This window comes from Paraburkholderia sp. RCC_158 (genome assembly GCF_041355255.1).
GTDB classification, from domain to species: Bacteria; Pseudomonadota; Gammaproteobacteria; order Burkholderiales; family Burkholderiaceae; genus Paraburkholderia; species Paraburkholderia graminis.
Genome location: NZ_JBFUPM010000001.1, coordinates 429,115 through 455,875, shown reverse-complemented (window position 1 = coordinate 455,875; position 26,761 = coordinate 429,115). Strand labels below are relative to the sequence as shown.

General features: G+C 64.7%; 22 protein-coding genes and 2 pseudogenes. 19 read left to right on the top strand and 5 right to left on the bottom strand.

Annotation, left to right across the window (positions count from 1 at the left end; genetic code table 11):
• The first annotated feature begins 30 nt into the window (after positions 1-30).
• Both AB6809_RS02030 and AB6809_RS02025 read left to right on the top strand, forming a co-directional pair.
• Positions 31-912 carry a CHAD domain-containing protein gene (locus tag AB6809_RS02030; RefSeq protein ID WP_006049609.1) on the top strand — a complete coding sequence of 294 codons (882 nt, stop codon included), beginning with the start codon at positions 31-33 and terminating at the stop codon, positions 910-912.
• 88 nt (positions 913-1,000) lie between these two features.
• Positions 1,001-2,574 (top strand): annotated as a pseudogene (locus AB6809_RS02025) (diguanylate cyclase).
• 33 nt (positions 2,575-2,607) lie between these two features.
• On the opposite strand, the gene AB6809_RS02020 reads toward AB6809_RS02025, so the two are convergent.
• Positions 2,608-3,675, bottom strand: a complete 1,068-nt coding sequence (locus AB6809_RS02020; RefSeq protein ID WP_029966805.1) for a VTT domain-containing protein — start codon at positions 3,673-3,675, stop codon at positions 2,608-2,610.
• A 241-nt stretch (positions 3,676-3,916) separates the two neighbouring features.
• On the opposite strand from AB6809_RS02020, the gene AB6809_RS02015 reads away from it, so the two are divergent.
• Positions 3,917-4,822 (top strand): DMT family transporter, encoded by a 906-nt coding sequence (locus tag AB6809_RS02015; protein WP_029966804.1) that lies wholly within the window; start codon positions 3,917-3,919, stop codon positions 4,820-4,822.
• A gap of 12 nt (positions 4,823-4,834) precedes the next feature.
• On the opposite strand, the gene folE is transcribed toward AB6809_RS02015, so the two are convergent.
• Positions 4,835-5,485, bottom strand: a complete 651-nt coding sequence (folE, locus tag AB6809_RS02010) for a GTP cyclohydrolase I FolE (protein WP_006049605.1) — start codon at positions 5,483-5,485, stop codon at positions 4,835-4,837.
• Between the two features lie 130 nt (positions 5,486-5,615).
• A complete protein-coding gene (locus AB6809_RS02005; protein ID WP_006049604.1) occupies positions 5,616-6,545 on the bottom strand; it encodes a LysR family transcriptional regulator in 930 nt (309 codons plus the stop codon).
• Between the two features lie 332 nt (positions 6,546-6,877).
• Here AB6809_RS02005 and AB6809_RS02000 point away from each other — a divergent pair, with 332 nt between their 5' ends.
• The 5 genes from AB6809_RS02000 to pcaC all read left to right on the top strand — a co-directional run bounded on the left by AB6809_RS02000 (position 6,878) and on the right by pcaC (position 10,916).
• On the top strand, positions 6,878-7,585 hold the full coding sequence (locus AB6809_RS02000; protein WP_006049603.1) for a 3-oxoacid CoA-transferase subunit A: 708 nt from the start codon (positions 6,878-6,880) through the stop codon (positions 7,583-7,585).
• 13 nt (positions 7,586-7,598) lie between these two features.
• A complete protein-coding gene (locus AB6809_RS01995; RefSeq protein WP_029966803.1) occupies positions 7,599-8,258 on the top strand; it encodes a 3-oxoacid CoA-transferase subunit B in 660 nt (219 codons plus the stop codon).
• Between the two features lie 92 nt (positions 8,259-8,350).
• A complete protein-coding gene (locus AB6809_RS01990; protein WP_029966802.1) occupies positions 8,351-9,730 on the top strand; it encodes a 3-carboxy-cis,cis-muconate cycloisomerase in 1,380 nt (459 codons plus the stop codon).
• A 5-nt stretch (positions 9,731-9,735) separates the two neighbouring features.
• Complete coding sequence (gene pcaD, locus AB6809_RS01985) at positions 9,736-10,527, top strand: 3-oxoadipate enol-lactonase (protein ID WP_006049600.1); 792 nt, start codon at positions 9,736-9,738, stop codon at positions 10,525-10,527.
• On the top strand, positions 10,524-10,916 hold the full coding sequence (pcaC, locus tag AB6809_RS01980; protein WP_006049599.1) for a 4-carboxymuconolactone decarboxylase: 393 nt from the start codon (positions 10,524-10,526) through the stop codon (positions 10,914-10,916). Before pcaD ends, pcaC begins: the two co-directional genes overlap by 4 nt.
• A 95-nt stretch (positions 10,917-11,011) precedes the next feature.
• On the opposite strand, the gene AB6809_RS01975 is transcribed toward pcaC, so the two are convergent.
• Positions 11,012-11,722 (bottom strand): TetR family transcriptional regulator, encoded by a 711-nt coding sequence (locus tag AB6809_RS01975; protein ID WP_029966801.1) that lies wholly within the window; start codon positions 11,720-11,722, stop codon positions 11,012-11,014.
• Positions 11,723-12,147: 425 nt separating this feature from the next.
• Here AB6809_RS01975 and AB6809_RS01970 point away from each other — a divergent pair, with 425 nt between their 5' ends.
• From AB6809_RS01970 to AB6809_RS01920, 11 genes and pseudogenes are all read left to right on the top strand, one after another.
• Entirely contained in the window at positions 12,148-13,740 is a 1,593-nt protein-coding gene (locus AB6809_RS01970; protein ID WP_029966799.1) for a hypothetical protein, read from the top strand.
• Between the two features lie 39 nt (positions 13,741-13,779).
• On the top strand, positions 13,780-14,724 hold the full coding sequence (locus tag AB6809_RS01965) for a UPF0280 family protein (protein ID WP_029966797.1): 945 nt from the start codon (positions 13,780-13,782) through the stop codon (positions 14,722-14,724).
• Positions 14,700-15,290 carry an amino acid synthesis family protein gene (locus AB6809_RS01960; protein WP_006049595.1) on the top strand — a complete coding sequence of 197 codons (591 nt, stop codon included), beginning with the start codon at positions 14,700-14,702 and terminating at the stop codon, positions 15,288-15,290. Before AB6809_RS01965 ends, AB6809_RS01960 begins: the two co-directional genes overlap by 25 nt.
• A 57-nt stretch (positions 15,291-15,347) precedes the next feature.
• Positions 15,348-15,932: an amino acid synthesis family protein gene (locus AB6809_RS01955; RefSeq protein WP_006049594.1), complete on the top strand. Its 585-nt coding sequence runs from the start codon at positions 15,348-15,350 to the stop codon at positions 15,930-15,932.
• A gap of 163 nt (positions 15,933-16,095) precedes the next feature.
• Complete coding sequence (locus tag AB6809_RS01950; RefSeq protein ID WP_029966795.1) at positions 16,096-18,048, top strand: ABC transporter permease; 1,953 nt, start codon at positions 16,096-16,098, stop codon at positions 18,046-18,048.
• The gene (locus tag AB6809_RS01945) at positions 18,045-18,854 is read left to right on the top strand and encodes an ABC transporter ATP-binding protein (protein ID WP_029966794.1); all 810 of its coding nucleotides are present in this window, start codon (positions 18,045-18,047) and stop codon (positions 18,852-18,854) included. The genes AB6809_RS01950 and AB6809_RS01945 overlap by 4 nt, the downstream gene beginning before the upstream one ends.
• Positions 18,851-19,564 carry an ABC transporter ATP-binding protein gene (locus AB6809_RS01940; protein ID WP_029966792.1) on the top strand — a complete coding sequence of 238 codons (714 nt, stop codon included), beginning with the start codon at positions 18,851-18,853 and terminating at the stop codon, positions 19,562-19,564. Before AB6809_RS01945 ends, AB6809_RS01940 begins: the two co-directional genes overlap by 4 nt.
• Before the next feature lie 29 nt (positions 19,565-19,593).
• Complete coding sequence (locus tag AB6809_RS01935; RefSeq protein WP_029966791.1) at positions 19,594-20,793, top strand: amidohydrolase family protein; 1,200 nt, start codon at positions 19,594-19,596, stop codon at positions 20,791-20,793.
• 31 nt (positions 20,794-20,824) lie between these two features.
• Positions 20,825-21,343 (top strand): (2Fe-2S)-binding protein, encoded by a 519-nt coding sequence (locus AB6809_RS01930; RefSeq protein ID WP_029966790.1) that lies wholly within the window; start codon positions 20,825-20,827, stop codon positions 21,341-21,343.
• Positions 21,340-24,987, top strand: a pseudogene (locus AB6809_RS01925) (molybdopterin cofactor-binding domain-containing protein). Before AB6809_RS01930 ends, AB6809_RS01925 begins: the two are co-directional and overlap by 4 nt.
• Before the next feature lie 158 nt (positions 24,988-25,145).
• A complete protein-coding gene (locus tag AB6809_RS01920) occupies positions 25,146-26,354 on the top strand; it encodes an ABC transporter substrate-binding protein (RefSeq protein ID WP_029966786.1) in 1,209 nt (402 codons plus the stop codon).
• Positions 26,355-26,386: 32 nt separating this feature from the next.
• Here the strand turns inward: AB6809_RS01920 and AB6809_RS01915 are convergent, their stop codons facing one another.
• Positions 26,387-26,638, bottom strand: coding sequence for a hypothetical protein (locus AB6809_RS01915; protein ID WP_006049586.1), 252 nt, complete (start codon positions 26,636-26,638; stop codon positions 26,387-26,389).
• Positions 26,639-26,761 lie beyond the last annotated feature (123 nt).

The following is a 26,761-nucleotide window of genomic DNA, read 5'->3' as shown; positions in this document are numbered from 1 at the left end:
GAAACGCGCAGCACTTTCCAGGGAGCTTCAATGAAGCGCGACGGTCACAAGGAAAACCGCAAAGCGGACGCAGGCGCCGCGGCCAGCGGTTCCAACGCGAGCGAGCCGACGGCGCAGGCGGCGTTCGCATCGTATGCGGCTCCGCTCGTGAGCGACGCGATCGCGTACGCCAATGCGGTGCGCGACGATCCATCGCCCGAAGCGCTGCACAAACTCCGCGTTTCGCTGCGCCGCTTGCGTTCGTTGTGGTGGGCCTTCGCGCCGCTCCTCGAAAAGGGCGAAAACACGCGGCAACGCGCGCTCTACAAGTACCTGGCCACGGCGGCCGGCAAGACGCGCGACTGGGACATCCTGATCGAACTGATCCGGCATGAAGACAGTGGCGCGGGCAGCGTCGCGCCGACGCTCGAGAAAGCGCGCGGCGATGCGCTCACAACGAGCCGAGAAACGCTGACGAACGCGGACGTCAAACATCTGCTGCGGGACGCGTTGACGAGCGCATCCACCGACATCAATACCGCACATGAACGCGTGCCGCTGCGCAAGTTTGCCAACAAGCGGGTCGCAGCGTCCGAGCGTTCGCTGATGAAGCGCGCGAAACGCGCGCGCCACGCAAAGCGCTCGAACTACGCGGCTTTTCACGACGTAAGAAAAGCCGGTAAGAAGCTCCGCTATCTGCTGGAATTCTTCGAGCCGGTGTTGAGCGGCAGCCACAAGCGCACGCTGAAGCGTTTGAAGCAGGTACAAAAACGTTTCGGGACACTAAACGATATCGTCGCAAGCGAAGTATTGCTGCGCGACAACGCCGGCCTGTTCGCCGGCTCGGGCGACGCAGCGGACGTGCTGCAGTGGCTGCACAAGGAGCGCAAGCGCCGGATGCGTTCGGCAGCCGGGCTGCTGCGCAAACTGTGACGCGCGAAGGTAACGTCCGAAGGTAAATAACTCATAACGGCCCGATGTCGATTCATGCGGGCCCGCTTGCAACGGAGGCAACGCGCAGGTGGCACATCGAGCGCATTGGCAGCGACGGCGCTGGCGCAGAAATTTGCGGCACGGAGCAGCCGGCGTCGCGCGTTACGTGGGCAATCATCCGGTGCTCGCGGGTCTGGCCGGCACGCTGGTCGCCGTGGCGATGGCGGGCCTCACGCTGCTCACGCTCCTCAACGGCCGCGCCGACGCGCTCGACCATGCGCGCGAGACGTCGCAGAATCTCGTCTCGATCATTTCCAGCGACCTCGAAAGGAACGTCGAGATCTATGCGCTTTCGTTGCAGGCGATGGTGGACGGCGCCGAGCATCACCTGAGCGCGGATCTGCCGCCCGACCTTCAGCGAGCGGTGCTGTTCGATCGCGCGACCACGGCCGCGTATCTCGGCGGCGCATATGTCGTCGGTGCGAAGGGCGAGGTGATCGCGTCGCAAAGCGGCGAGATCAGCCCGACCGTTCGCTTCACCGACCGCGACTATTTCCTCGTGCATCAGCGCAATCCGGCAGTGGGACTTTATCTGTCGCATCCGTTTCGTTCGCGCTTGCGCGACGGTAAGTTGTCGATAGGTCTGACGCGGCGTATCAATGACGAAAACGGCGGCTTTGCCGGCGTCGCATTGCTCGCGATCCGCATCGAGTATTTCCAGCGTCTGCTCGACCGGATCAGCGTGGGCCAGCACGGCTCGGTGTTCATCGCGATGGACGACGGCACGCTGATCGCGCGCAAGCCGTACTCGCCGCGCGACATCGGCGCGAGCATCGCCGGTTCGCCGACTTTCCTGCGCATGGCCGCGCAGCGCGACGGTTCGTATGTGGCGCGCTCCGCCGTCGACGGTGTGCAACGCATGTTCACGTTCGTGCATGTGCCGGGCACGCCGCTGATCGCAGCCGCGCGCCCGCCGTCGACGACGTGCTCTCGCCGTGGCGCCACCGCGCGATGATCGCCGGCGCGCTGACGCTCGCGTTCGGCACGGTGTTCGTGATCGTGTCGTGGCTGCTGGCGTTTGCACTGCGCGACAAGCTGCGCGCGCAGGCCGCGCTGATGCGGCTCGCCGCGACCGATCCGCTGACCGGTCTCAGCAATCGCCGCGTGCTCGACAACCGGCTCGACGAGGAATGGCGACGCGCGCGGCGCACGGGTCAGCCGCTGTCGGCGCTTTTCATCGACATCGATCATTTCAAGCGCTTTAACGACACCTACGGCCATGCAAGCGGCGACGAGGCGCTCAGCGCCGTGGCCGAATGCATTTCGTCGACGGTGCGCCGCGCCGTCGACCTGGTCGCGCGTTATGGCGGCGAGGAGTTTGCCGTGATCCTGCCGGACACGTCAGCCGATGGCGCCGCTGCCGTGGCCGAAAAGATTCGCCGCAACGTGCAGGCGCAGGACATCTTGCATGGCGGCGACGGCAGCGTGGCGGTCACGGTGAGCGTCGGTTGCGCGACGATGGTGCCCGCGCAGGGCGCGAACGCGCTCGATCTGCTGGCCGCCGCCGATCGGCAGCTTTATCTCGCGAAGGCGGCGGGACGCAATCGCGTTTCTTGCGGACGGTCGGCGGTGGGATCGGTGGCGGAGGACTCGCCGTCGTAAGCGTGCGGCGCTCGGCCAACGCGCCGACGTTGCTCATGCGTTGGCCCTGCGTCGCGGCGCGAAACCGCGCAGCGTCACGGCGTTGTCCGCATTGTGTGCGTCGCCGCCCGATTCGGCGTGCGCGTGTTCGAGCTTGCCCGTCGATGGCTCATCGGCGAGCAGCAAGCCCACCGGAAAACCGCGCCGCTGCCATGCATCGAGTCCGCCATGCAGCGCGCGAATCCGCGTATAGCCGTAGTTGCGCATCCGCACGCTGATCTCGGCGGCGGTGGCGCTGTCCGGGCATACGCAGTAGATCACCATGTCGTTGGCGCGCAGGGCGAAGTCGATCTGTTCGGGCGAGTGCGGATCGAGTGCGAGCGCGCCGGGAATCGGCGACGCGGCGTCGAGCGCCGCGCTTTGCGGGCGGGCGTCGAGTACCTTGGGTGTCGGCTTGCGGCCCGATGCGTGCGATCGTCGGCCATCCGCGTCGGCATCGCCATCGGCGATGAGAGCCGCTTCACGCCGCGCCCGCCGCTGCATCACGAGCCGGTACGCGAGATACAGCAACGCGACGGCTATCAGCAGGTCGATCACGGTCCCGCCTTGTGCTCTGACGAACGCGAACAGCATGTGCAACTGCCGCTCCGCCGCCGCGCCGCCCAGCAGCCAGAACGTGGCCCACGCCATCGCGCCGGTGAGGTCCCACAGCGCATAGATGCGGGCGTCGACGGCTGTGGTGCCCATCAGCGGCGGCGTGACCAGCGCGAGGCCAGGCACGAACTTCGAGATCGACACGAGCGGCACGCCGAAGCGCTCGAACAGCGCGCGCGCCTGTTCGACGCGGGCATCGACGGCAGGCAGCATCTGGCCGAGCACGCGGATCAGCTTGCGGCCGTAAAGACGGCCCGCGGTGAACCAGACGCCGTCACCGATCAACGCGCCCAGCACGGCCGCGGAGAGCACCGGCCAGAACGACAGGTTGCCCGCGGCAATCGCGGAACCGGCGAACAGCAGGACGGGGACCGCGGGAATCGGTACGCCGAGGCGCGTCAACAGCACGTTGACGAAGACAATCGCGCCGCCCCAGGTGGATACCGCCGACGACGGAAACTCGACCAATTAAGCGGCTCCTGTTTGTTGTTGGCAAGTTGGCTGCGCCGGTATTGCCGGCTGCCTGGCCCGACGCCTACGCAAAGCCTGTTCCCGCACGGCTTCGCGTCGTTTGTTCGCGTGCTTCGCCAATCAGGATACTCGATGGATCGCGCACGCGGCCATCGCGCGTCGGTCTGCAATTTCGTTCAAGACCTGCGCGCGCCGCATGCTTAATCTGCGTGCTGGTCCCTTGTCCCGGAGAAGCACGATGAATTCACGGTATGTCGGCTACATCTGCTGCGCGCTCGCGATGATCGGCGTCGGCAGCACGGTGGTGGTCAGCAAGTCCATTGCGGCCGGCTTGCCGCCGTTCAGCGCGACCGCGCTGCGCTTTGCGATTGCGTTCCCGTTGTTTGTGCTCGTGATGCGTTGGCGCGGCGTGCGCTGGCCGCGCCTCGACCGTCGCGACACCGCGCTGGTGATCGCGCAGGCCGCGGCGGGCAGCGTCGGCTATACGGTGTTGCTGATCAGCGGCATGAAGCTCGCTTCTGCCGGCGATGCCGGCGTGATCGCCGGCACCTTGCCCGCGGTATCGGCGATGGTGGCCATGCTCGCGTTGGGCGAGCGCCCGTCGCCGGCGCTGCTCGGCGCGATCGTTCTGGCGACAGCGGGCGTGCTTGCGTGCACCGTGTATGCCGGCGACAACGCCGCGCCGCACGCGGGCGGCTCTATTGTTGGCAACCTGCTGGTGTTCGCGGCGATTGTCTGCGAGGCGCTGTTCATTCTGCTCAATCGCAAGCTGCGCACGCCGGTTGCACCGCTGCCGCTGTCGGCGCTGATGTGCGGCATCGGCTTCGCGGTTTCGATCGTGCCCGCCTGCTTCGAGCAAGCCTGGAACATGCCGATCGACGCGGCGGCTCTCGGCGGCGTGCTGTATTACGCGCTGGTGCCGACGGTGGCCGGTTTCGTCCTCTGGTATGAAGGCGCGGCGCGCGTCAGCGGCGCGGAAGCCGGCCTGATGACCGCGCTCGTGCCGGTCAGCGCGTTGGCGTTGGCCGCGCTGCTGCTGCGCGAGCCGGTCAGCGCGGCGCAGCTTACGGGCGTGGCCTGTGTGCTGGGCGCCGTGATGCTCGCGACGTTCGGACAATCGCTCGGCGCGCGGAAGATGGCGTGATGGGCTCCGCGCTTACGTGTTATGCACCGCCACCGCGCCAGGATTGCCGACGATCGACAGAAACTCGCGCCGCGTGGACGGGTCCGTGCGGAACGTGCCCAACATGCGCGACGTGACCATCGTTACGCCGGCCTTGTGCACGCCGCGCGTCGACATGCACTGATGCGAGGCTTCCAGGATTACGCCGACGCCCTCCGGTTGCAGCACGTCGTTCAGCGTATCGGCGATCTGCACCGTCATCTTTTCCTGAATCTGCAGACGCTTCGCGAATGCGTCGACGAGCCGTGCGAGCTTCGAGATGCCGACCACGCGATGTCCCGGCAGATAAGCAACATGCGCGCGCCCGATGATCGGCACCATGTGATGTTCGCAATAGCTTTCGAAGCGGATGTCCTTCAGCACGATCATCTCGTCGTAGCCGTCTACTTCGGAAAACGTGCGGGCGAGAATCTCGCGCGGGTCGATCTGATAGCCCGCATAGAACTCCTCATACGAGCGCACGACGCGCGCCGGTGTGTCGATGAGCCCTTCGCGCTCCGGGTTGTCGCCGGCCCAACGCAGCAGCACGCGAACCGCTGCTTCCGCTTCCTCGCGGCTCGGGCGGCCATTCGCGGCCTCGGTTGCATTCGTGGCTGTGGTTTGTTCTGTCTTGCTGCTGGTCATCCGTCGCTCCTCCGCGATCGCGCGTCGACCTCGAGTGGAGTGGAGCGCGCGGGTTCATGAGTACAGCCATTGTTCCATGTTTACGGCATAACGTGCCGATGCCCCTTCAGGCGTCGCGGAGCTGACGGTTTCATTTCGGCCACTCGTCGAGCGCATCGTTGAAGAGTTCCGCGACCACGCCACGCAGCCAGGTGCCGCGCGGATCGTTATGAAACTTGCGATGCCAGTGCTGCCGCAAATCGAAGCGCGGCAGCGGCAGCGGCGGTTCGACAAGTGTGATCGACGCATGCTCGGACACATACGCGAAGCCGATCGCGTGCGGCACCGTGGCGATCAGGTCCGTGCGCGCGAGGATGAACGGCAGGCTCATGAAATGCGGCGTTTCCAGCACCGCGCGCCGCTTGATGCGCTTTTTCACGAGGTACTGTTCGAGGACTTCCTGGCTGCGTCCTTCGGCGCGCACCACCGCATGTCCCGACGCGACATATTGCGCGAGCGTCAGCGGCGCTTTTGATAGCGGATGACCGGTGCGCATCAGGCAAATGAACCGGTGCGTGAAGAGCCGCTGCTGAAAGAAGTTATTGCCCGACAGATCGGGGAAGTAACCGACCGCGAGATCGACGTCGCCCGATTCGAGCCCGCGTTCCACATGCGAGGGCGGCAGCGACACCGAACGCAGATTCGCGTGCGGCGCGCGCTCGGCGAAAAGCTGCAATAGCCGCGGCAAAAACACGATTTCGCCGACGTCGGAAAGCGCGATCGAAAAGGTATGCGTGCTCGTGTCGGGATCGAACTCCTGCGCGTCGAGCATGCCTTTTTCGATTCGCAGAAGCGCGTCGCGCGCCGCGGGCAGAATCGCCAGCGCGCGCGGCGTCGGCTCCATGCCTTTGGACGTGCGCACGAACAGCGGGTCGTCGAAATATTCGCGCAGCCGGCCGAGCGCCGTGCTCACACGCGGCTGGCTCACGCCGAGTTGCTCGGCCGCGCGGCTCACGTTGCGGGTGTCCTCCATCGCAACGAGGTAGGGGATCAGGTTCAGGTCAAGGTTCGTGTCCGACATGCTTTTCGACGAGGGTCGCGTGGTGCTGTTCGTATTCGATGTGTCGATAAAGGGTAGCGGAAGAATCGCCGAACGCGATAGTGGGGTTTTTCTTTGCTGCCGGTCAGAATCGGCGGCTCGCGACGGCCAGGTGGCGCGCACTTCGCCTTGCGGGAACCTATGATTAAGGGAAAGTCCGCGCCTTGACAATGCGGCGCAAGCGCAACCATAATCTTCGAATCGTTCGCTAATCGAATCAGTGTTCGCTATAAGAACATTGCAAGGTTCGCGAAACAGCGCCGACAACGCGATGGCGAGCCCGACGCGCGTAGCGCCTCTCAAGGAAATTCGACATGATCAACAAGATTTTCGAGTCACTTCAATCGGCCGTCGCCGATGTCCACGACGGCGCGACCGTCATGATCGGCGGCTTCGGCACGGCCGGCATGCCGTCGGAACTGATCGACGCGCTGATCGAGCAGGGCGCGCGCGAACTCACCATCGTCAACAACAACGCGGGCAACGGCGACATCGGCCTCGCGGCGCTGCTGAAGGCGAAGCGCGTGCGCAAGATCATCTGCTCGTTTCCGCGTCAAACGGATTCGTATGTATTCGACGCGCTCTATCGCGCCGGCGAAATCGAACTCGAACTCGTGCCGCAAGGCAATCTGGCCGAGCGCATCCGCGCGGCCGGCGCGGGCATCGGCGGATTCTTCACGCCGACCGGCTACGGCACGAAGCTCGCCGAAGGCAAGGAAACGCGTCTGATCGACGGCCGGCATTACGTGCTCGAGTCGCCGCTTCACGCGGATTTCGCACTGATCAAAGCGTATAAGGGCGACCGCTGGGGCAACCTCGTTTATCGCAAGACGGCTCGCAACTTCGGGCCGATCATGGCAAGCGCCGCAAAGACCGCCATCGTGCAAGTGTCGGAAGTGGTGCCGCTCGGCGCGCTGGACCCGGAAAACATCGTGACGCCGGGCATTTTCGTGCAGCGCGTGATCGAAGTGCCGCAAGCGGCACATGCCCCGCAACCCAATCCGCGCGACGCCGCAGCCTGAACCGGAGACCGACATGAAGAAACTGACCCGCGATGAAATGGCCAAGCGCGTCGCACTGGATATTCCGGAAGGCGCGTATGTGAACCTCGGCATCGGCGTGCCGACGCTGGTGGCGAACCACCTCGCCGCCGACAAGGAAATCTTCCTGCACAGCGAAAACGGCCTGCTCGGCATGGGCCCGGCGCCCGCGAAGGGCGAGAAAGACGACGAACTGATCAACGCCGGCAAGCAGCACGTCACGCTGCTGACGGGCGGCGCGTTTTTCCATCACGCCGATTCGTTTGCGATGATGCGCGGCGGCCACCTCGACTTCTGCGTGCTCGGCGCATTCCAGGTCTCGGCGAAGGGCGACCTCGCGAACTGGCACACCGGCGCGCCCGACGCGATTCCGGCGGTCGGCGGCGCGATGGACCTCGCGATCGGCGCGAAGCAGGTCTACGTGATGATGGAGCATCTGACCAAGCAGGGCGAAAGCAAGATCGCCGCGGAATGCACGTATCCGGTGACGGGCGTCGGTTGCGTCGACCGCATCTACACTGATCTCGCGATGATCGACGTGACCGACCAGGGCCTCGTCGTGCGCGAGATTTTCTCGGACATCGACTTCGACGCCTTGCTGAAACTCACGGGCGTGCCGCTGATCGACGGCACGCAGGCGGCGCGGGCCGCTTAAGCGCGGCTGACAACTGCGGGCACTGTGACGCGCAACGCGTCATACTGCCCGCAGTGCTACATTCACCAGATCATCCGATCATCGACGTCATCATGCTCGACTCCAGCGGCCGGCTCACCGGCCTTCTTTGCGGCACGCAGCCGATGAACGACATCTGGGCGCCGCGCGCCACACTGCAACGGATGCTCGACGTCGAAGCGGCGCTCGCGCGCGCTTCGGCCGCGCACGGCGTGATTCCCGCGGCGGCCGTCCCGGCAATTGAAGCCGCGTGTCATGCGGATCAACTCGACGCCGACGCGCTCGCGCGCGACGCCGCGCTCGGCGGCAATCTCGCGATTCCTCTCGTCAAGCAACTCACCGCGCGCGTGAAAGCCGCCGACGCGCAAGCATCGAAATACGTGCATTGGGGCGCGACGAGCCAGGACATCATCGACACGGCGACGGTCCTGCAACTGCGCGACACCTTCGATTTGCTCGACAGCGGCTTGCAATCCACTTGCGACGCCATCGCGAAGCTCGCGGCCACGCATCGCGCGACGCCGATGATCGGCCGCACGTGGTTGCAGCAGGCGCTGCCTATCACGCTCGGTCTCAAGTTCGCACAATGGCTCGATGCATTGCTGCGTCATCGCGAACGGCTCGACGCATTGCGCGCGCGCGTGCTCGTGCTGCAATTCGGCGGCGCGGCCGGCACGCTCGCGAGTCTGCGCGATGCGGCGCCGCAGGTCACGCAAGCGCTCGCGCAGGAACTCGGTCTCGCTGTGCCCACTTTGCCGTGGCATACGCAGCGCGATCGCATCGCTGAAACGGCATCGTTCTTCGGCATGCTGATCGGCACGCTCGGCAAGATCGCGCGCGACATCTCGCTGCAAATGCAAACGGAAATCGACGAACTATCGGAGCCGGCCGCGGCCGGCAAAGGCGGATCGTCGACGATGCCGCACAAGCGCAATCCGGTCGGCTGTGCGGCGGTGCTCACGGCGGCCACGCGCGCGCCGGGGCTCGTCGCCACGGTGTTCGCGGGCATGGTGCAGGAACACGAGCGCGCGCTCGGCGGCTGGCAAGCCGAGTGGGATGCGTTGCCCGATCTCGCGCGGCTCGCGGGCGGCGCGCTTGCGAACATCGGGCAGATCGCGAGCGGACTCAACGTGAACATGCCGCGCCTGGCCGCGAATCTCGACGTCACGCACGGCCTGATTCTCGGCGAAGCGGTGATGCTCGCGCTCGGCGACAGCATCGGCCGGCTCGACGCGCATCATCTGGTCGAGAGCGCGTCGAAGGCGGCGATCCGCGAAGGGCAGACGCTTTTGGACGTGCTCTCCGCGGACTCCGCCGTGACCCAGCATCTTTCTGTTGAGCGGCTTAAGCAACTGCTCGATCCCGCTCAATACGTCGGCCAGGCGCACGCTTACGTGGACGCAGCGCTGGCGCTTCATACCGCGCGTTCGCAGCGCGCCACTTCGAAGGAGTAACCGGCATGCCATACGCCGCAGTCAACGGCACCGAGCTTCACTATCGGATCGACGGCGATCGTCACGGCAGCGCGCCGTGGGTGATTCTGTCGAATTCGCTCGGCAGCGATCTGTCCATGTGGACGCCGCAAGTCGCGGCATTGTCGAAGCACTTTCGCGTGCTGCGCTACGACACGCGCGGTCACGGACATTCGGAAGCGCCGAAAGGACCGTACACGATCGAACAATTGGCGGGCGACGTGCTCGGCCTGATGGATACGCTGAAGATCGCGCGCGCGCATTTTTGCGGCGTGTCGATGGGCGGACTCACGGGCGTCGCGTTGGCCGCGCGTCATGCGAGCCGCTTTGAGCGCGTCGTGCTCGCGAACACGGCGGCGCGCATCGGCTCGCCGGAAGTGTGGGTGCCGCGCGCCGCACGCGCTCGCACGGAAGGCATGCAGGCACTCGCCGACGCGGTGTTGCCGCGCTGGTTCACGGCGGATTACTTCGAGCGCGAGCCCGTCGTGCTTGCGATGATTCGCGACGTGTTCGTGCATACCGACAAGGAAGGCTACGCGTCGAACTGCGATGCGATCGACGCGACCGATCTGCGTCCTGAGACGCCTGGCATCAAGCTGCCGGTGCTCGTGATCAGCGGCACGCACGACGTGGCCGCGACGCCCGCGCAAGGCCGCGAACTGGCGCAGGCGATTCCGGCCGCGCGTTACGTCGAACTGGACGCCTCGCATATTTCGAACATCGAGAAGGCCGATGCGTTCACGAAGGCAGTGATCGACTTTTTGACGGAGCCCAAATGAACGACGAAGACCGCTACGAAGCCGGACTCGGCGTGCGCCGCGCGGTATTGGGCGACGCGCATGTGGACCGCTCGCTTGCCAACCGCACGGAGTTGACGGAAGAGTTTCAGAACTTCATCACGCGTTATGCGTGGGGCGAAGTGTGGACGCGCGAAGGTTTGCCGCGGCACACGCGCAGCCTGCTCACGATTGCGATGATGGTCGCGCTCAATCGCAGCGAAGAACTCGCGCTGCATTTGCGGGCCGCGAAAAACAACGGCGTGACGCGCGAGCAGATCAAGGAAGTGCTGCTGCAAACCGCGATTTACTGCGGCGTGCCGGCGGCGAACTCGGCGTTTCATCTCGCCGATAAGCTGTTCCGCGAAGACGATGCGGCGGCGAAGACTTGAGGGTTTTGCTGTAGCAATGGATTGATGAAGAAACGCGCGCCTCTGGTACGGCGTGCGTTTTTTTATTGTGCGGTTGTCTCTCTCGAGTGCTTTACTTATGCCTCCGTGTCCGCACTCAAGCTAGCATTCGACGCGACATCAACCGGCAATTGCAGACGCACCGCGCGCAACACCGTGTCTTTGATCACTTCACGCCAATGCGCGAGCGCCGCCTTGTCCATCAGCGCTTCGCCGAGAAACGCGCCTAACGTGTACTGATTGGCGTTATAGAAATAACCGAGCGACGCGATCATCAGATACACGTCGCGTGCTTTGACGTCGGCGCGAAAAACGTGCTGCGCCTTGCCTGCGTCCAGCAACTTCTGCACGACTGAAATCGCATAGCCGGAAATCTCCTTCAGCTTGGACGACTTCTTCGCATGCTTGCCTTGATGCAGGTTCTCGCTCGATAGCAGCGTGACGAACTCAGGGTGATCGAGATAGTACTGCCAGACGAATTCGACCATCTGTTCGAGGCCGTGAACCGGGTCTTCGAGGTCGAGGTCGAGTTTGCTTTCCGCTTCGTTGAATTGCGTGTAGATGGTCTCCAGCACTTCGACGAACAACTGCTCCTTGCTGCCGAAGTAGTAGTAGATCATGCGGTCGTGCGAGCGCGCGGCCTTCGAAATGCTTTCCACCCGGCCGCTCGCATAGCCTTGCTTCGCGAAGACCTTGATTGCCGCTTTCAGAATCTTGGCGCGCGTGTCCTGTGCCTGTTTCGCACGGATGCCCGTGGCGCCCGGCTTGCGGCCGGCAGTGGAATTCATGGCGATCTGGTATCTCTTCGTTGGCGTGTTGAAGGGATTGAACTCTCTTGCGCGCGCTTCGTTGGAATGCAGGCGTCCTCATCATACCGTGCGCATTGCAGACTGCCGAGTCTCTTTCTAGCGATGCACGGTGAACTGCTTCGGCGTAAATTGAATCTCTGGCGACGAGGCCGCGTTCAATGTTCGAGTCAGCGTTTGAATGCGGCGGCGCACCATCCGCTCGCAGGCCGGAAACTCATTGCGCAGTCTATTTTGATCGGGTAGATTTCAGACATGTTTGGTGTAGCGAACACTACACGAACGGTAAGTGACCGCAACATGGAATCATGCGTGGAATCATGCGAGTCACGCGAAAGTGCCCTGAAACAAGGGCTATTCGTCAGCCGGGCAGGACCGATTGTGATGTCGTCGTATGGAACCCCACTATGACAGAACATACGAAGGTCGATTTCGGTGCGGAACGCGTCGACGGCGATATCGCCTCGACGCCGGGTCCCACCGTGCTCGAGAAGGCGGCGCCGCGCAGCGAGCGTATGGCGTCGAACAAGATCGAATGCAATGCCTGTCCGGTGCTGTGTCAGATCTCCGAAGGGCGCACCGGCGCATGCGATCGCTATGCGAATGCGGACGGGCGGCTGATTCGCGTCGACCCTGTCGTATTCCTGTCGCGCTCGCAAGCCGATAGCGCAGATGCACTGGTCGAATTCGGCGCATCTCCAGAAGAAGCGCGTGACGATACGGCCGACGCCGCGCTCTTCGTCACGGGCGTGGGCGCATCGTCCACCTATCCCGACTACAAGCCCGCGCCTTTCATCGTTGCCTCGAAGCTCGACGACGTCGACATGGTCACGGTCGTCACCGAAGGCATCTTCAGCTATTGCAGCTTCAAGGTCAAAATCGACACGGATCGCTTTCTCGGACCCGAGCAGGCGAACGTGCGTTGCCAGGGCGAGATCGTCGGCCATGTGACGACGGCGGAATACGGTTCGCAAATGTTGAGCCTCGGCGGCGTGCATCATCTGACCGGCGGCAGCAAGAAAGAAGGCCGCGTGACCTGCGACATGATGCTTGCACTCGGCAACAAGCAGGCGGTTGAACTCAGCATAGACGGCGGCGCGAGTCTCGTGGTGCGCGCGGGCGCGGCGCCAGTGGTCGACGGCGTCGAGGAACGGCGCATGCGCGTCGGCTGCGGTTCGGCGACCATCGGCATTTTCGCGAAGCAATGGTTCGGCCATGTCGACGAAGTCGTTGTAGTCGACGATCACATCACCGGCGTGTTGACCGAGCATCAGGCGGGGCGCTGCCTCGGCATGACGCGCTCGGGCATCAAGATTCGCGGACGCAAATCGACGCCAGGACGCTATTTTCAGGTGGCCAATCCAGGCATCGGTTGGGGCGGCACCGACATACAAGACCCGCTCGCGATTATCGAAGGCTTCGATCCCGCTGTCGCTCAACCCGGCATGCGTCTCCTGATGGTGTCGACTACCGGCGAGCACGCGCAGTGGTATGAACTCGATCATGAGCTCGTGCCGCGCGTCGCGGCGATGCCCGATGCGGTGCGCCGCACGGTGGAACGCATCGGCGAAAACTGCGAGCCGTCGCTTGCCACGGTGCTGTTTCTCGGCGGCGCGGGCGGCAGTCTGCGCGCGGGCGCGACCGAGAACCCCGTGCTGCTCACGCGTGCGATCAAGCAGAAGCTCGTGAACGTGACGTGCGGCGGCGCGCCGGCTTATGTGTGGCCAGGCGGCGGCATCACTGTGATGGTCGACGTGTCGCGCATGCCCGACCGTTCGTTCGGCACCGTGCCCACGCCGGCGATCGTCGCGCCGATCGAATTCACCATGACGTATGACGCTTATCGCGATCTCGGCGGCCATCTGGATGCGGTGCGTTCGTTGGAGAGCGTGCTCGCGAATGGTCCCGAACATACGGAAGGCGCGCCGCTCGCGCGTCGAACGTTGGCGCGCAATCCGGACAATCCGTGGCCGCCCGCCATGCCGCCGATGCTGGGCTAACCGACTAACGCGGCTAACAATTCGGCCCACAACCACGCGATGAATCCAACCCGCACCCGTATCGACGCGACGCGCTGGCATTGGCAGCATGGCCCGATCGATCTTATCCTCAGCGCCGACGGCGAACCCGCCGCGCTGCAAGCCGCATATGAAGCGTGCTGGGCGCGTTTCGTCGATGTATTGCCCGAGCTGGTCAGCGAACTCAAAACGCTTCGGCAACCCGTGCGCGCCGATGCACCGCTCAACGAATGCCCGTTGCAAGGCCGCGTGGCGCGCAGCATGTGGGCCGTATGCCATCCGCATCGCGCGCGCTTTATCACGCCGATGGCAGCCGTTGCAGGCGGCGTCGCGGACGAACTGATCGGTGTATTCAAACGCGAAGGCGTGTCGCGCGCGTTCATCAACAACGGCGGCGACATCGCGTTTCATTTGACCGAAGGTCAGCAATATCGCGTGGGCGTGTTCGCGGATCTCTCGCAGTGGCTCACGAAGACGCAGCGTTCAAACGGCGATACGCTCGACGCCAACCTCACAATCGACGCAAGCATGCCGATTCGCGGCATCGCGACGAGCGGCTGGCGCGGGCGGAGCTTCAGCCTCGGCATTGCCGACAGCGTGACCGTCCTCGCAGGCGACGCGGCGAGCGCGGACGCGGCCGCGACGATGATCGCCAACGCGGTGAACCTCGATCATGCAGGCATCGTGCGAAAGCCGGCTTCGTCGCTGAAGGACGACACCGACCTCGGGGATCGGCTCGTGACCGTGGATGTCCCTGCGCTGCCGCAACCGCTCATCGACTTCGCGCTTGCTCGCGGCGTGGAAGCCGCGCGGCGCTTGGTCCAGCGCGGCCTGATAGAAGGCGCTGCGTTGTTCCTGCAAGGACGCGTGCGGACAGCCGGCATGCACGGCACACACGCGTTGCTGACGATGCATCGCGCTCACTCAACAACGGAGGCTCCGTGTTCGAAATACGCCGCGTGCTGACGCACGTCGAAGACATCTTTCACGAATTCGGCCCCGCGCCGGCAGAGCCTTTAAGGCGCGGCGCAATCGCCGCCGTGATGACGAACCCGTTCGCCGGCCGCTATGAGCCGAACATCGAACACGCGATGGAAGCGCTCAAGCCGATCGGCTTCGACATGGCGCAGCGTCTGCTCGCGGCGATGGCGGTGCCGCATGCGTCGATAGAAAGTTATGGCAAGGGCGCGATTGTCGGCTCGCGCGGCGAACTCGAACACGGCGCGTTGTGGCATGTGCCGGGCGGCTATGCAATGCGCGAGCTGCTAGAAAAGAACGGCGTGCCGACCAACGCAATCGTGCCGTCGACGAAAAAGGTGGGAGCGCCGTCCACCGCGCTCGACGTGCCGCTCACGCATGTCAACGCGAGCTATGTGCGCAGTCACTTCGACGCAATCGAAGTGCGCGTGCCGGGCGCGCCCGCCGCGGACGAAGTGGTGTTCATCCTCGTGATGAGCACGGGACAGCGCGTGCATGCGCGCGTCGGCGGGCTCGCCAAGGAGGCGATTGTGGGCAAGGACGGCTTGCGCTGAACCGCGCTGCATGTTCACTGAAGGTCGCAACGCATACATCGAATCTCGGAGAGCGAAATGGCAATCAGGCTTCGCAAGCTGGTCGTGCAAGTGGACGAAACCCGCATTGAAATGGGCCAGAACATCGATCCGCCCGCGCGCCGCGCGGTGGCGATCGCGGTGATCGACAATCCGTATGCGGGCCGCTATGAGGCAAAGCTCGACGCGCTGATCGACGCCGGCGAGGAACTAGGCGCGCTGCTCGGCAAGCGCTGCGTCGAGGCGCTCGGTATCGAACCCGGCGAAGCGCAGAGCTACGGCAAGGCCGCGATTGTCGGCGAGGCGGGCGAACTCGAACACGCGGCCGCGATCTTGCATCCGAAGCTCGGCGCGCCGCTGCGCGCAGCCGTCGAAAAGGGCGCGGCGCTCGTGCCGTCGGCGAAAAAAATGGGCACGCTCGGCACGGCAATCGACGTGCCGCTCGGCCACAAGGACGCCGCTTTCGTGCGCAGTCATTTCGACGCCATCGAGGCGCGCGTGTCGGACGCGCCGCGTGCCAATGAAATCGTCGTCGCGGTGGCGGTGACGGCGTCGGGCCGGCCGCTGCCGCGCATCGGCGGCTTGCAGGCGAACGAGATCAAGGGCGAGGATGGTTTGCGCTGAGGTGTGCATGCATTTGTTTCGCGCGTCCCCACAAGGGATTTCTTTCAGGTAGTGTGCTGCCGTTGATGCGTGCGAGCACGGTGCCGCACGCGCCGCAACGTCTGCTGGCCGAGTGGCATGCGCATGTCGCGTGCGGGCGGTCGGCAAGCTGCCGAGGGTCTCGATGCTTTCGAATTTGCTGGTACAACTGGTCAACGGACTCGCCGATGCGTCGACGCTCTTTCTCGTCGCCGCCGGTTTGTCGTTGATCTTCGGCGTGACGCGCATCGTCAATTTCGCGCACGGCTCGTTCTATATGTTCGGCATCTACATCGCGTACAGCATCGCGAGCCGCTTCGGACATACGGCGGGCGGCTTCTGGCTGTCGGTGCTGGCCGCGGCGCTCGTCGTCGCGGTGCTTGGTGCGCTGGTCGAGGTCATCGTGTTGCGGCGCATTTATCAGGCGCCCGAACTATTTCATCTGCTTGCCACGTTCGCGCTCGTATTGATCTTTCGCGATGCCGCGTTGTGGCTATGGGGCCCGGAAGATCTGTTCGGGCCGCGCGCGCCGCATCTTGCCGGCGCGGTGAATTTCCTCGGCCATCCGCTGCCGACCTACGACATCGCGTTGATCGTGATCGGCCCGGTCGTGTTGCTGCTGCTCTGGTATGCGCTGACGCGCACGCGTTGGGGCACGCTCGTGCGCGCGGCGACGCAGGACCGCGAGATGCTCGGCGCGCTCGGCATCAATCAGGCGTGGCTGTTTACCGGCGTGTTTTTCGTCGGCGCGTTTCTCGCGGGTCTGGGCGGCGCGCTGCAAGGGCCGCGCATGTCGGCGAATCTCTCTCTCGATCTGGAGACGATCGGCAATGCGTTCGTGGTCGTCGTGGTCGGTGGCATGGGCTCGATTCCGGGCGCATTCGTGGCCGCGCTCATCATCGCGGAAATCAAGGCGCTGTGCATCGGCATTGGGCATGTGACGATTTTCGGCGTCGGCCTGTCGTTGAGCCGCTTTACGCTGGTCGCGGAATTCGTCGTGATGGCGGTCGTGCTGGTCGTGCGGCCGTGGGGTTTGCTAGGCCGCGCGAGTGCCGCGGTGCGCGGCATGGCGGCGCCCGAAGCGCCGTTGCGTCCCGCAGGCAAGCGCGTCAAATGGCTGGCTGCGATCGTACTACTGGTTCTGCTTCTCGCGCCGCTTTTGGCCAACGCATTCCCGTATATGCCGGTGCTGCTGGTGGAAATTCTGATCGCTGTTCTGTTTGCAACGAGTCTGCATTTCATCATGGGACCGGGCGGCATGCATTCGTTCGGCCACGCCGCGTATTTCGGGCTCGGCGCGTATGGCGCGGCGCTCTTTCTCAAAGTACTCAATCTGCCGATGGAAGCCGCGTTGCTGCTCGCGCCGCTTCTCGCAGTCGGCGGCGCGCTCGTGTTCGGCTGGTTCTGCGTGCGTTTGTCCGGCGTTTATCTCGCGATGCTGACGCTCGCGTTCGCGCAGATCGTCTGGTCGGTCGTTTTCCAATGGGACGATGTGACGGGCGGCAGCAACGGCATTCTCGGTTTGTGGCCGGCCGACTGGCTTTCGTCGCCGGTGGCGTTTTACTACGTGACGCTCGTATGCGCGGTGATCGGCGTGTGGCTGCTACGGCGCATGCTGTTTTCGCCACTCGGCTATGCGATGCGCGCGTCGCGCGATTCGGTGTTGCGCGCGGAGGCCATCGGCATCGACGTGAAGCGCGTGCAGTGGGCGGCGTTCGTGATCGCGTCGCTGTTCTGCGGACTCGCGGGGTCGTTGTATGCGTTCTCGAAAGGCACGATCTCGCCGGAGGTGATCAGCGTGAGCCGTTCCGTCGACGGTCTGGTGATGGTGCTGCTCGGCGGCTTGCAGACGCTCACCGGCCCCATCGTGGGCGCGGCCGTGTTCACGTGGCTGCAGGACACCGTCGCGCGGCAGACCGACTATTGGCAGGCGCTGCTGGGCTTCGCGATTTTGCTGCTCGTGATCGCGTTTCCGCAAGGCATCGTTGGCTTTATTCGCGATCGTTTCGGCGACGACATCAACGACAATGCGAACGACGCGGCTGACAAAACCACCGCACCCACTTCGCAGCGCGCGGCGATCAAGGAGGGGCTATGAGCTTGCTGCAAGTGTCCGGCCTCTCGAAGTCGTTCGGTGGACTGAAGGCCGTCGACAACGTGTCGTTCACGCTCGAAGCCGGCCAGCTTCTCGCGCTGCTCGGCCCGAACGGCGCGGGTAAATCGACGTGCTTCAACATGGTCAACGGACAGTTGCCGCCTTCGTCGGGCTCTATCCGTTTCGGCGGACACGAACTCGTCGGCATGCGTCCGCGCGACATCTGGCGGCTCGGCGTGGGCCGCACATTCCAGATCGCCGCGACCTTCAATTCGATGACCGTACTCGAAAACGTGCAGATGGCCCTCGTTTCGCGCGAACGCAAAACCTTCGGCCTGTGGAAACCCGCGGGCTCGCGCTACGCCGATGAAGCGTTCGCACTGCTCGAGCAAGTCGGCATGGCCGCCGACGCGAAGCGCGCCTGCGGCGTGCTCGCGTATGGCGACGTCAAGCGCGTCGAACTCGCGATTGCGCTCGCGAACCGCCCGAAGCTGCTGCTGATGGACGAACCCACTGCGGGCATGGCGCCAAAGGAGCGCAACGAACTGATGGCGCTGACGCGGCGGCTCGTTACCGAGCAGAAGATCGGCGTGCTGTTCACCGAGCACAGCATGGACGTCGTATTTGCCTACGCCGACCGCATGATCGTGCTCGCGCGCGGCAAGCTGATTGCCGAAGGCGACGGCGAGACGATCCGCAACGATCCGCGCGTGCAGGAAGTGTATTTCGGCACCGGCAAGACGTTTCAGCCGCACGCGGCGCTGCATGACACGGCAGGCGGCCACACCGGCGAAGGAGTCCTGCAATGAGCGAGCCGATGCTGAAAGTCGCGGGCCTCAACGCGTTTTATGGCCGCGCGCATATTCTGTTCGACGTCGGCCTCGAAGTGGGACGCGGTGAAGTGGTTGCGTTGATGGGCCGCAACGGCGCGGGTAAATCGACCACGATGAAAGCGGTCATGGGTTTGCTGCCGCGCCGCCAGGGCGAAGTGACGTTTCGCGGACAGAACATCGCCGCGCTGCCGCCGTACAAGATCGCGCGCATGGGCATGGGCTTCGTTCCCGAAGACCGGCGCGTGTTCGCCGATCTGACGGTGATGGAGAACCTCGACGCGGGCCGTCAGCCGCCGCGCGAAGGCGCGCCGCAATGGACGCCGGAAAAGCTGTTCCGCCTGTTTCCGAATCTCGGCGAAATGCCCAAGCGTCCCGGCGGCCAGATGAGCGGCGGCGAGCAGCAGATGCTGACGGTATCGCGCACGCTGATGGGCAACCCGTACCTCGTATTGCTCGATGAACCGTCGGAAGGCGTCGCGCCCGTGATCGTCGAACAGATGGCCAACATGATCCTCGAACTGAAGCGCGAGGGGCTGTCCATTCTGTTGTCGGAGCAGAACCTGCACTTCGCCGAGATGGTCAGCGACCGCGCTTATGTCCTTGAAAAAGGGCAAATCCGCTTTAGCGGCAGCATCGGCGAACTGGCGAAGAACGAAACCGTGAGGCGCGCTTATCTGAGCGTGTAATCGAACAGTCGTTGCAAAAGGAGAGGCAGATGGCAGCAGAGACGTTGACAGGATTGTCCGGCAAGGTCGCGGTGACGAACATCGGCCTGCTGTTATCCGGCGACATCGATCAGCCGATTCTCGACGCCGATACGCTCGTGATCGACGACGGCCTGATCGTCGCGATCGGCAAGGAAGCGGACTGCGACCTCGAAGGCGCGCGTACTACCGTCGATTGCAAGGGAACGACGGTAGCACCTGGCCTGATCGACTCGCATGTGCATCCGGTATTCGGCGACTGGACGCCGCGTCAGAATCAGCTCGGCTGGATCGAATCGAATCTGAACGGCGGCGTGACGACGATGATCTCGGCGGGCGAAGTGCATTTACCTGGCCGTCCGAAAGATGTGCTCGGCGTGAAGGCGCTTGCGATCACCGCGCAGCGTTCGTTCGAAGGCATGCGTGCGGCGGGCGTCGGCGGTGGCGTCAAGGTGATGGCGGGCGCGCCGGTGATCGAAAAGGGCATGGTCGAAGAGGACTTCAAGGAGCTCTCCGAAGCCGGCGTGAAGCTGCTGGGCGAAGTCGGTCTCGGCAGCGTGAAGGCCGGCGAGGAAGCCGCGCAAATGGTCGCGTGGGCGCGCAAGTACGGCATCCAAAGCACGATTCATACAGGTGGTCCGTCGATTCCGGGCTCGGGGCTGATCGACCGCGACGCGGTGCTTGCAGCCGACGCGGACGTGATCGGCCACGTCAACGGCGGGCATACGTCGCTGTCTTACCGCCATGTTTGCGACTTGTGCGAGCAGTCGAGCCGCGCGCTCGAGATCGTTCATAACGGCAACGAACGCATTGCATTGCTGACGGCGCGTCATGCGATCGAACTGAAATGCCCGCACCGGATCATTCTCGGCACCGACAGCCCGGCGGGCTCGGGCGTGCAGCCGCTCGGCATCTTGCGCATGATCGCGCTGATTTCGAGCCTCGCCGACGTGCCTGCGGAAATCGCGTTCTGCTTCGCGACGGGCAACACGGCGCGGCAACGCAACTTGCGTCAGGGGCTGATCGAAGTGGGCCGTCCCGCCGACCTTGTCTTCATGGACCGCGCGCAGCATACGGCCGCGGACACGCTGCTCGAAAGCGTGCAACTCGGCGATATTCCAGGCGTGGGCATGGTGATGATCGACGGCTTGATCCGTTGCCGGCGCAGCCGCAATACGCCGCCCGCGACCGAAGTGCCGGTGGTGCTATGAATGCGCGTCTTAGAGCGCGGTCGGCGCGCTCATGAACGGGGCGGCGCCGCTCGCGCTGAAGGTCAACGGCGCGACGCATGTCGTCTGCGCCAGCGCGGACACGCCTTTGCTTTACCTGCTGCGCAACGACCTCGCGCTCAATGGTCCGAAATTCGGCTGCGGACTGGGCGAGTGCGGCGCATGCACGGTGCTGCTCGACGGCATGCCGACGCGCGCCTGCGTGACCACGGCGAAGGTCGCGCTGGGCCACGAGATCACCACGCTCGAAGGACTCGGCACGCGTGCCGCGCTGCATCCGGTGCAACAGGCGTTTATCGACGAGCAGGCGGCGCAATGCGGCTATTGTCTGAGCGGCATGATCATGACGACGAAGGCGCTGCTCGAGCGCGATCCGCATCCGGGCGTCGAGACGATTTGCCGCGAGTTGTCGCGCAATCTATGCCGTTGCGGCACGCATATCGAAATCGTGCGGGCCGTGCAGCGCGCCGCTGAATTGCTCGCCACGCAGAAGCCTGTTCAAGAGACCGCTGATAAAGAGGCGAGCGCATGACGGGACCGGACTTCAGCGTCGATCGACGCGCGGCGCCGCCGTCGCGCAAACAACTCTACGACGCGCAGAGCGTGCTGATCGTCATGCGGCCGCCGCAAGCACCGGTTCAACCGGCGGCCGGTCAGCCGGGCTAGCGGTCGTCGTTCGTGCCCACTGACGCCGACATGTTCCTCGCCGTGCGCGACGACGGCAGCGTGATCGCGTTCAACGGTCACGTCGATCTCGGCACGGGCATCGGCACCGCGCTTGCGCAGATCGTCGCGGAAGAACTCGATGTGCCGTTGACGCGCGTGTCGATCGTGCTCGGTCATACGAACGAGACGCCGAATCAGGGGCCGACGATTGCCAGCGCCACGCTTCAGATAACGGCCGTGCCGTTGCGGCACGCCGCGGCGCAGGCGCGGCAATGGCTGCTTGAGCAGGCGGCGATACGGCTTGGCGTTGACGTGGAAAAGCTCGATGTGCGCGATGGCATCGTGTTCGAACGCGACGATGCAAATGCAAGTGGGAGTGCAAAGCGCATCGCCTACGGCGAGCTCATCGCGGGGCAACGCATGGAACTCCAGTTGACTACCGACGCGCCGCTCAAAGACCCGACCGCATACAACATCGTCGGCAAGCGCGCGCCGCGTGTCGATATTCCCGCGAAGGCAACGGGCGAATTGAGTTTCGTCCACGATGTGCGCGTGCCCGGCATGCTGCATGGGCGCGTCGTGCGTCCGCCATATGCGGGCATCGCGCAGGGCAACTTCATTGGTAACAGTTTACTGCGTGTCGATGAAGAGTCGATCCGCGACATGGCCGGCATCGTCAAGGTCGTGGTGATACGCGACTTCGTCGGCATCGTGGCGGAGCGCGAGGAAATCGCGCAGCAGGCCGCGAAGCGGCTCGACGTGCAATGGAGAACCACCGAAGCCTTGCCGCCGCTGGATACCAGCGAGGAAGTGGAAGCCGCATTGCGCGCGAATCCTGCGAAGCGGCGCGAGCTTTTAATCGACGGCGATGTCGACGCCGCGCTTTCACGCGATCCGGCTCGCACGCTGAATCGCACGTACGTATGGCCGTTTCAGATGCATGCGTCGATTGGACCGTCGTGCGCGGTGGCCGACTATCGCGACGGTGCGCTGAAGGTGTGGTCCGGCACGCAGAACCCGCATTCGCTGCGCGCGGACCTCGCGTTGCTGATGGCGCTCGACGAAGCGCACATCGAGATCGTGCGCATGGATGCGGCCGGCTGCTACGGCCGCAATTGCGCAGACGACGTCGCCGCCGACGCCGCGTTGCTCTCGCGTGCGGCCGGCGCGCCGGTGCGCGTGCAACTGTCGCGCGAGGACGAGCATGCGTGGGAGCCGAAGGGCGCCGCGCAATTGATGGACGTGCGCGGCGCGTTGAGCGCCGAGGGCGAACTCGCGGCTTACGACTTCGCGACGCGTTATCCATCGAACGATGCGCCCACGTTGGCGTTGTTGCTGACCGGCACGCTGTCCGGCGAGCCGCAGGTGTTCGAGATGGGCGACCGCACGGCCGTGCCGCCGTATGACTACGAGGCGATGCGCGTCGTCTGCGACGACACGCCGCCTATTGTTCGCGCGTCGTGGCTGCGCGGCGTGTCGGCGTTGCCGAACACTTTCGCGCACGAGTCGTTCATCGACGAACTCGCAGTGGAAGCGGGCGCCGATCCGGTCGAGTTTCGGCTGAAGCATTTGCGCGACCCGCGCGCGGCCGATCTCGTGAAAGCGGTGGCCGAGCGCGCGGGCTGGCAGCCGCGCGTGCGCGAAGCCACTGACGCTGAGGTTCACGAACGAGGCGAACAAAGCGACCAAGGCGACATCGCACGAGGCCGCGGTATCGCCTACGCCCGCTACGTGCACAGCAAATTCCCCGGCTTCGGCGCCGCGTGGTGCGCGTGGGTCGCCGACGTCGAAGTCAATCGCCGAAGCGGCGAACTCGCGGTGACGCGCGTCGTGGTCGGCCAGGACAACGGCACGACGATCAACCCGGACGGCGTGCGTCACCAGATTCACGGCAACGTGATTCAGGCGACGAGCCGCGCGCTGAAAGAACGCGTGACGTTCGGCGGCAACGCGGTGACGAGCCAGGAGTGGGGCGCGTATCCGATTCTCACGTTTCGCGAAGTGCCGGTGATCGACGTCGTGATGATGCCGCGTCACGGCGAGCCGCCGATGGGCGCGGGCGAATCCGCGTCGCTGCCCGGCGCGGCGGCGATTGCCAACGCGTTGTACGACGCGACCGGCGTGCGTTTTCGCAGGCCGCCGTTCACGCCCGAAAGGATTCGCGCGGCGCTCGCCGATGCACAAGCAGAGGAGGCCGCCGCGCGCAGGAAAAAGCGCTGGCGGCTCGGTTTTCTAGGGGCGTTCGCGGCCGGCGCGGCGGGCTGGCTCGGCGCGTTGTCGCTGGCGCCGTCCGCGCTCGCGCCGATCGTGCCGCCGCTCGCGAGCGCCTTCGCGCCCGAGCTGATCGCGCGCGGCAAGGTGCTCGCGTCGCTTGGCAATTGCGCGGTCTGCCACACCGCGAAGAACGGCGTGCCGAACGCGGGCGGCAAGCCGCTCGAAACGCCGTTCGGCACCGTCTACAGCACGAACATCACGCCGGATGCGCAGACGGGCATCGGCGCATGGTCGCTCGAAGCGTTTGTCCGCGCGATGCGTGAAGGCGTCAGCCGCGACGGGCATCGGCTCTATCCGGCGTTCCCGTACACGTCCTTCAAAAATACTTCCGACGACGACCTCAACGCGCTCTACGCGTATCTGATGTCGCAAACGCCTGTGCGTTTTCGTCCGCCGGAAACGAAGCTGCCGTTTCCGTTTAGCGCGCGTCCGTTGATGGCCGCATGGAACGGCCTCTTTCTCGGACGCAACACGTTCACCGCCAGCGCGACGCAAAGCGCGCAATGGAATCGCGGCGCGTATCTCGTCAACGGGCTCGGGCATTGCAGCGCGTGTCACACGCCGCGCAATGCGTTCGGCGCCGAGAAAAGCGGCGCGGCCTTCATGGGCGGAGGCAGCGCGGAAGGCTGGGAAGCGCCCGCATTATCGTCGCTATCGAACGCGCCGGTGCCGTGGACCGAGGACGAGCTGTTCCGCTATTTGCGCTTCGGCCATGCGCCGCTGCACGGCGTCGCGGCGGGACCGATGGCGCCCGTCGTCGCCGATCTCGCGGCGCTGCCCGACAGCGATATTCGCGCGATGGCGACGTATCTCGCGTCGCTCGCGCCAGTGGAACCGAACGTCGATGTCGCGGCGATGGCGCGGCAATACGAAGCGGCGAGCACGATCAACGGCGCGCCGTCCAGCGTCGGCGCGCGGCTGTTCGACGGCGCTTGCGCGGCCTGTCATCACACCGGCAGCGGGCCGCAACTGTTCGGCGCGCATCCGTCACTTGCGCTCAACACGAACCTGCATGGCGCGACGCCGGATAATCTGATCCGCGTGATTCTCGACGGCATCGGCTCGCCTGCGCGGCCCGAACTCGGTACGATGCCGGCTTACCGCGACAGTTTCAACGACGCCCAGGTCGCCGAGCTCGTGTCGTATCTGCGCGGGCAATTCGCGGGCGGCAAGCCTGCCTGGCAGAATGTGGCGGCAAGCGTCGCGAGGATTCGCGCGAGGGCGAGCGCGGAGTGAGCGCACGAACGGACGCAAGAACGAACGCAAGAACGAACGCAAGAACGAACGCACGAGCCACTGCCCGCCCGGCCGCTTGAACGCCGCCGCAACGCCTGATAGAACAGCCTGTTAGAAGACCAACGCATTCCCGCAATCCCATTGATACGGAGAAACGCATGACCACGCGCGCACGATGGATCTCTCGCCTGACGCTATCGACGGTTGTTTCATTCGCCGCCTTCGGCGCCAATGCCCAGCAGACCATCAAGATCGGGGAAATCAACAGCTATAAGGCGCAGCCGGCCTTTCTCGGGCCTTACAAGAACGGCTGGAATCTCGCGCTGGAACAGATCAACGGCGCGGGCGGCGTGCTCGGCAAAAAGCTCGAAGTCGTTTCGCGCGACGACAACGGCAACCCCGGCGACACCATTCGCGTCGCGCAGGAGCTGATCGCTCGTGAACAGGTGCAACTGCTGTTCGGCGGTTTCCTGTCGAACACCGGCCTCGCGCTCACCGATTTCGCGAAGCAGAAAAAGATCTTTTTCCTCGCCGCCGAACCGTTGACCGACAAGATCGTCTGGGCCGACGGCAACAAATACACGTACCGTCTGCGTCCTTCCACGTATATGCAGGTCGCGATGCTCGTGCCCGAAGCGGCCAAGCTGAAGAAAAAGCGCTGGGCGCTTGTCTATCCGAACTATGAGTATGGGCAGTCGGCGGTCGCGACGTTCAAGAAGCTCCTCACCGCCGCGCAACCCGACGTGCAGTTCGTCGCCGAACAGGCCACGCCGCTCGGCAACGTGGATGCGGGCGCGGTCACGCAGGCTCTCGCCGACGCGAAGCCCGACGCGATCTTCAACGTGTTGTTCGGGGCCGACCTCGGCAAGTTCGTGCGCGAGGGCAATACGCGCGGCCTCTTCAAGGACCGCACGGTGGTGTCGCTGCTGACGGGCGAGCCGGATTATCTCGATCCGCTGGGCGCCGAAGCGCCGGCCGGCTGGATCGTGACAGGCTACCCGTGGTATTCGATCGATACAGCGGCGAACAAGAAGTTTGTCGACGCCTACCAGGCGAAGTATCACGACTACCCGCGGCTCGGCTCGGTGGTCGGCTACTCGGCGCTGATGTCGATCGCTGCGGGCATCAAAAAGGCCGGTTCCGCGGATACCGACAAGCTCGCGGCCGCCTTCAAGGGTCTCGCCGTCGATACACCGTTCGGGCCGATCACCTATCGCGCGCAGGACAATCAGTCGACGATGGGCGCTTACGTCGGCGTGACCGGTTTGAAGGACGGCAAGGGCGTGATGACGTCGTATCGCTACATCGACGGCGCGAGCGTGCAGCCGTCGGATGCCGACGTGAAAAAGCTGCGGCCCGGCGAGTAAGCACGCGTCGGCGTCGGCCCCGGCGTCGGCGGCTATTCCTCCGCGTCGTGCTCCGCCACGAAGCGCCGCAAGTAGGCCAGCACCGCCGCTTCGACCGCGCGATGGTCGGCGGTGCTTTTCGAGCCCGCGTTCTCCTCGTCGCCGAACAGCGACGATGGCGCGTCGTGCACGTCGATTTCCTGCCCTTCGCGGAAGATGCGAATTTCGTGGACGTCTTCCGCGTATTCCGCGATCCAGTGAACGCCTTCGATATGCGCGCCTGCGCGCACGGTGGGGATCTTCATCAGTGTCTCCCATTCGGACCGGTCCAGTGCGCCGACCCTTGACCACACCATACGCCGTCCCCGTGAACGGCGCGAGTCCTGGCGAAGTGTCTCAGCGCTGCGGCACAGCCATTGCTTCACTGC

Excerpts from the sequence above, each read along its gene's own strand:
- AB6809_RS01935 (WP_029966791.1), top strand. The coding sequence starts at position 19,594 with ATGGCAGCAGAGACGTTGACAGGATTGTCCGGCAAGGTCGCGGTGACG.
- AB6809_RS01945 (WP_029966794.1), top strand. The coding sequence starts at position 18,045 with ATGAGCTTGCTGCAAGTGTCCGGCCTCTCGAAGTCGTTCGGTGGACTG.
- AB6809_RS02030 (WP_006049609.1), top strand. The coding sequence starts at position 31 with ATGAAGCGCGACGGTCACAAGGAAAACCGCAAAGCGGACGCAGGCGCC.
- AB6809_RS01950 (WP_029966795.1), top strand. The coding sequence starts at position 16,096 with ATGCTTTCGAATTTGCTGGTACAACTGGTCAACGGACTCGCCGATGCG.
- AB6809_RS02015 (WP_029966804.1), top strand. The coding sequence starts at position 3,917 with ATGAATTCACGGTATGTCGGCTACATCTGCTGCGCGCTCGCGATGATC.
- pcaD (WP_006049600.1), top strand. The coding sequence starts at position 9,736 with ATGCCATACGCCGCAGTCAACGGCACCGAGCTTCACTATCGGATCGAC.
- AB6809_RS01970 (WP_029966799.1), top strand. The coding sequence starts at position 12,148 with ATGACAGAACATACGAAGGTCGATTTCGGTGCGGAACGCGTCGACGGC.
- AB6809_RS01965 (WP_029966797.1), top strand. The coding sequence starts at position 13,780 with ATGAATCCAACCCGCACCCGTATCGACGCGACGCGCTGGCATTGGCAG.
- AB6809_RS02000 (WP_006049603.1), top strand. The coding sequence starts at position 6,878 with ATGATCAACAAGATTTTCGAGTCACTTCAATCGGCCGTCGCCGATGTC.
- AB6809_RS02005 (WP_006049604.1), bottom strand. The coding sequence starts at position 6,545 with ATGTCGGACACGAACCTTGACCTGAACCTGATCCCCTACCTCGTTGCG.
- AB6809_RS01990 (WP_029966802.1), top strand. The coding sequence starts at position 8,351 with ATGCTCGACTCCAGCGGCCGGCTCACCGGCCTTCTTTGCGGCACGCAG.
- AB6809_RS01940 (WP_029966792.1), top strand. The coding sequence starts at position 18,851 with ATGAGCGAGCCGATGCTGAAAGTCGCGGGCCTCAACGCGTTTTATGGC.
- folE (WP_006049605.1), bottom strand. The coding sequence starts at position 5,485 with ATGACCAGCAGCAAGACAGAACAAACCACAGCCACGAATGCAACCGAG.
- AB6809_RS01995 (WP_029966803.1), top strand. The coding sequence starts at position 7,599 with ATGAAGAAACTGACCCGCGATGAAATGGCCAAGCGCGTCGCACTGGAT.
- AB6809_RS01920 (WP_029966786.1), top strand. The coding sequence starts at position 25,146 with ATGACCACGCGCGCACGATGGATCTCTCGCCTGACGCTATCGACGGTT.
- AB6809_RS01975 (WP_029966801.1), bottom strand. The coding sequence starts at position 11,722 with ATGAATTCCACTGCCGGCCGCAAGCCGGGCGCCACGGGCATCCGTGCG.
- AB6809_RS01955 (WP_006049594.1), top strand. The coding sequence starts at position 15,348 with ATGGCAATCAGGCTTCGCAAGCTGGTCGTGCAAGTGGACGAAACCCGC.
- pcaC (WP_006049599.1), top strand. The coding sequence starts at position 10,524 with ATGAACGACGAAGACCGCTACGAAGCCGGACTCGGCGTGCGCCGCGCG.
- AB6809_RS01930 (WP_029966790.1), top strand. The coding sequence starts at position 20,825 with ATGAACGGGGCGGCGCCGCTCGCGCTGAAGGTCAACGGCGCGACGCAT.
- AB6809_RS01915 (WP_006049586.1), bottom strand. The coding sequence starts at position 26,638 with ATGAAGATCCCCACCGTGCGCGCAGGCGCGCATATCGAAGGCGTTCAC.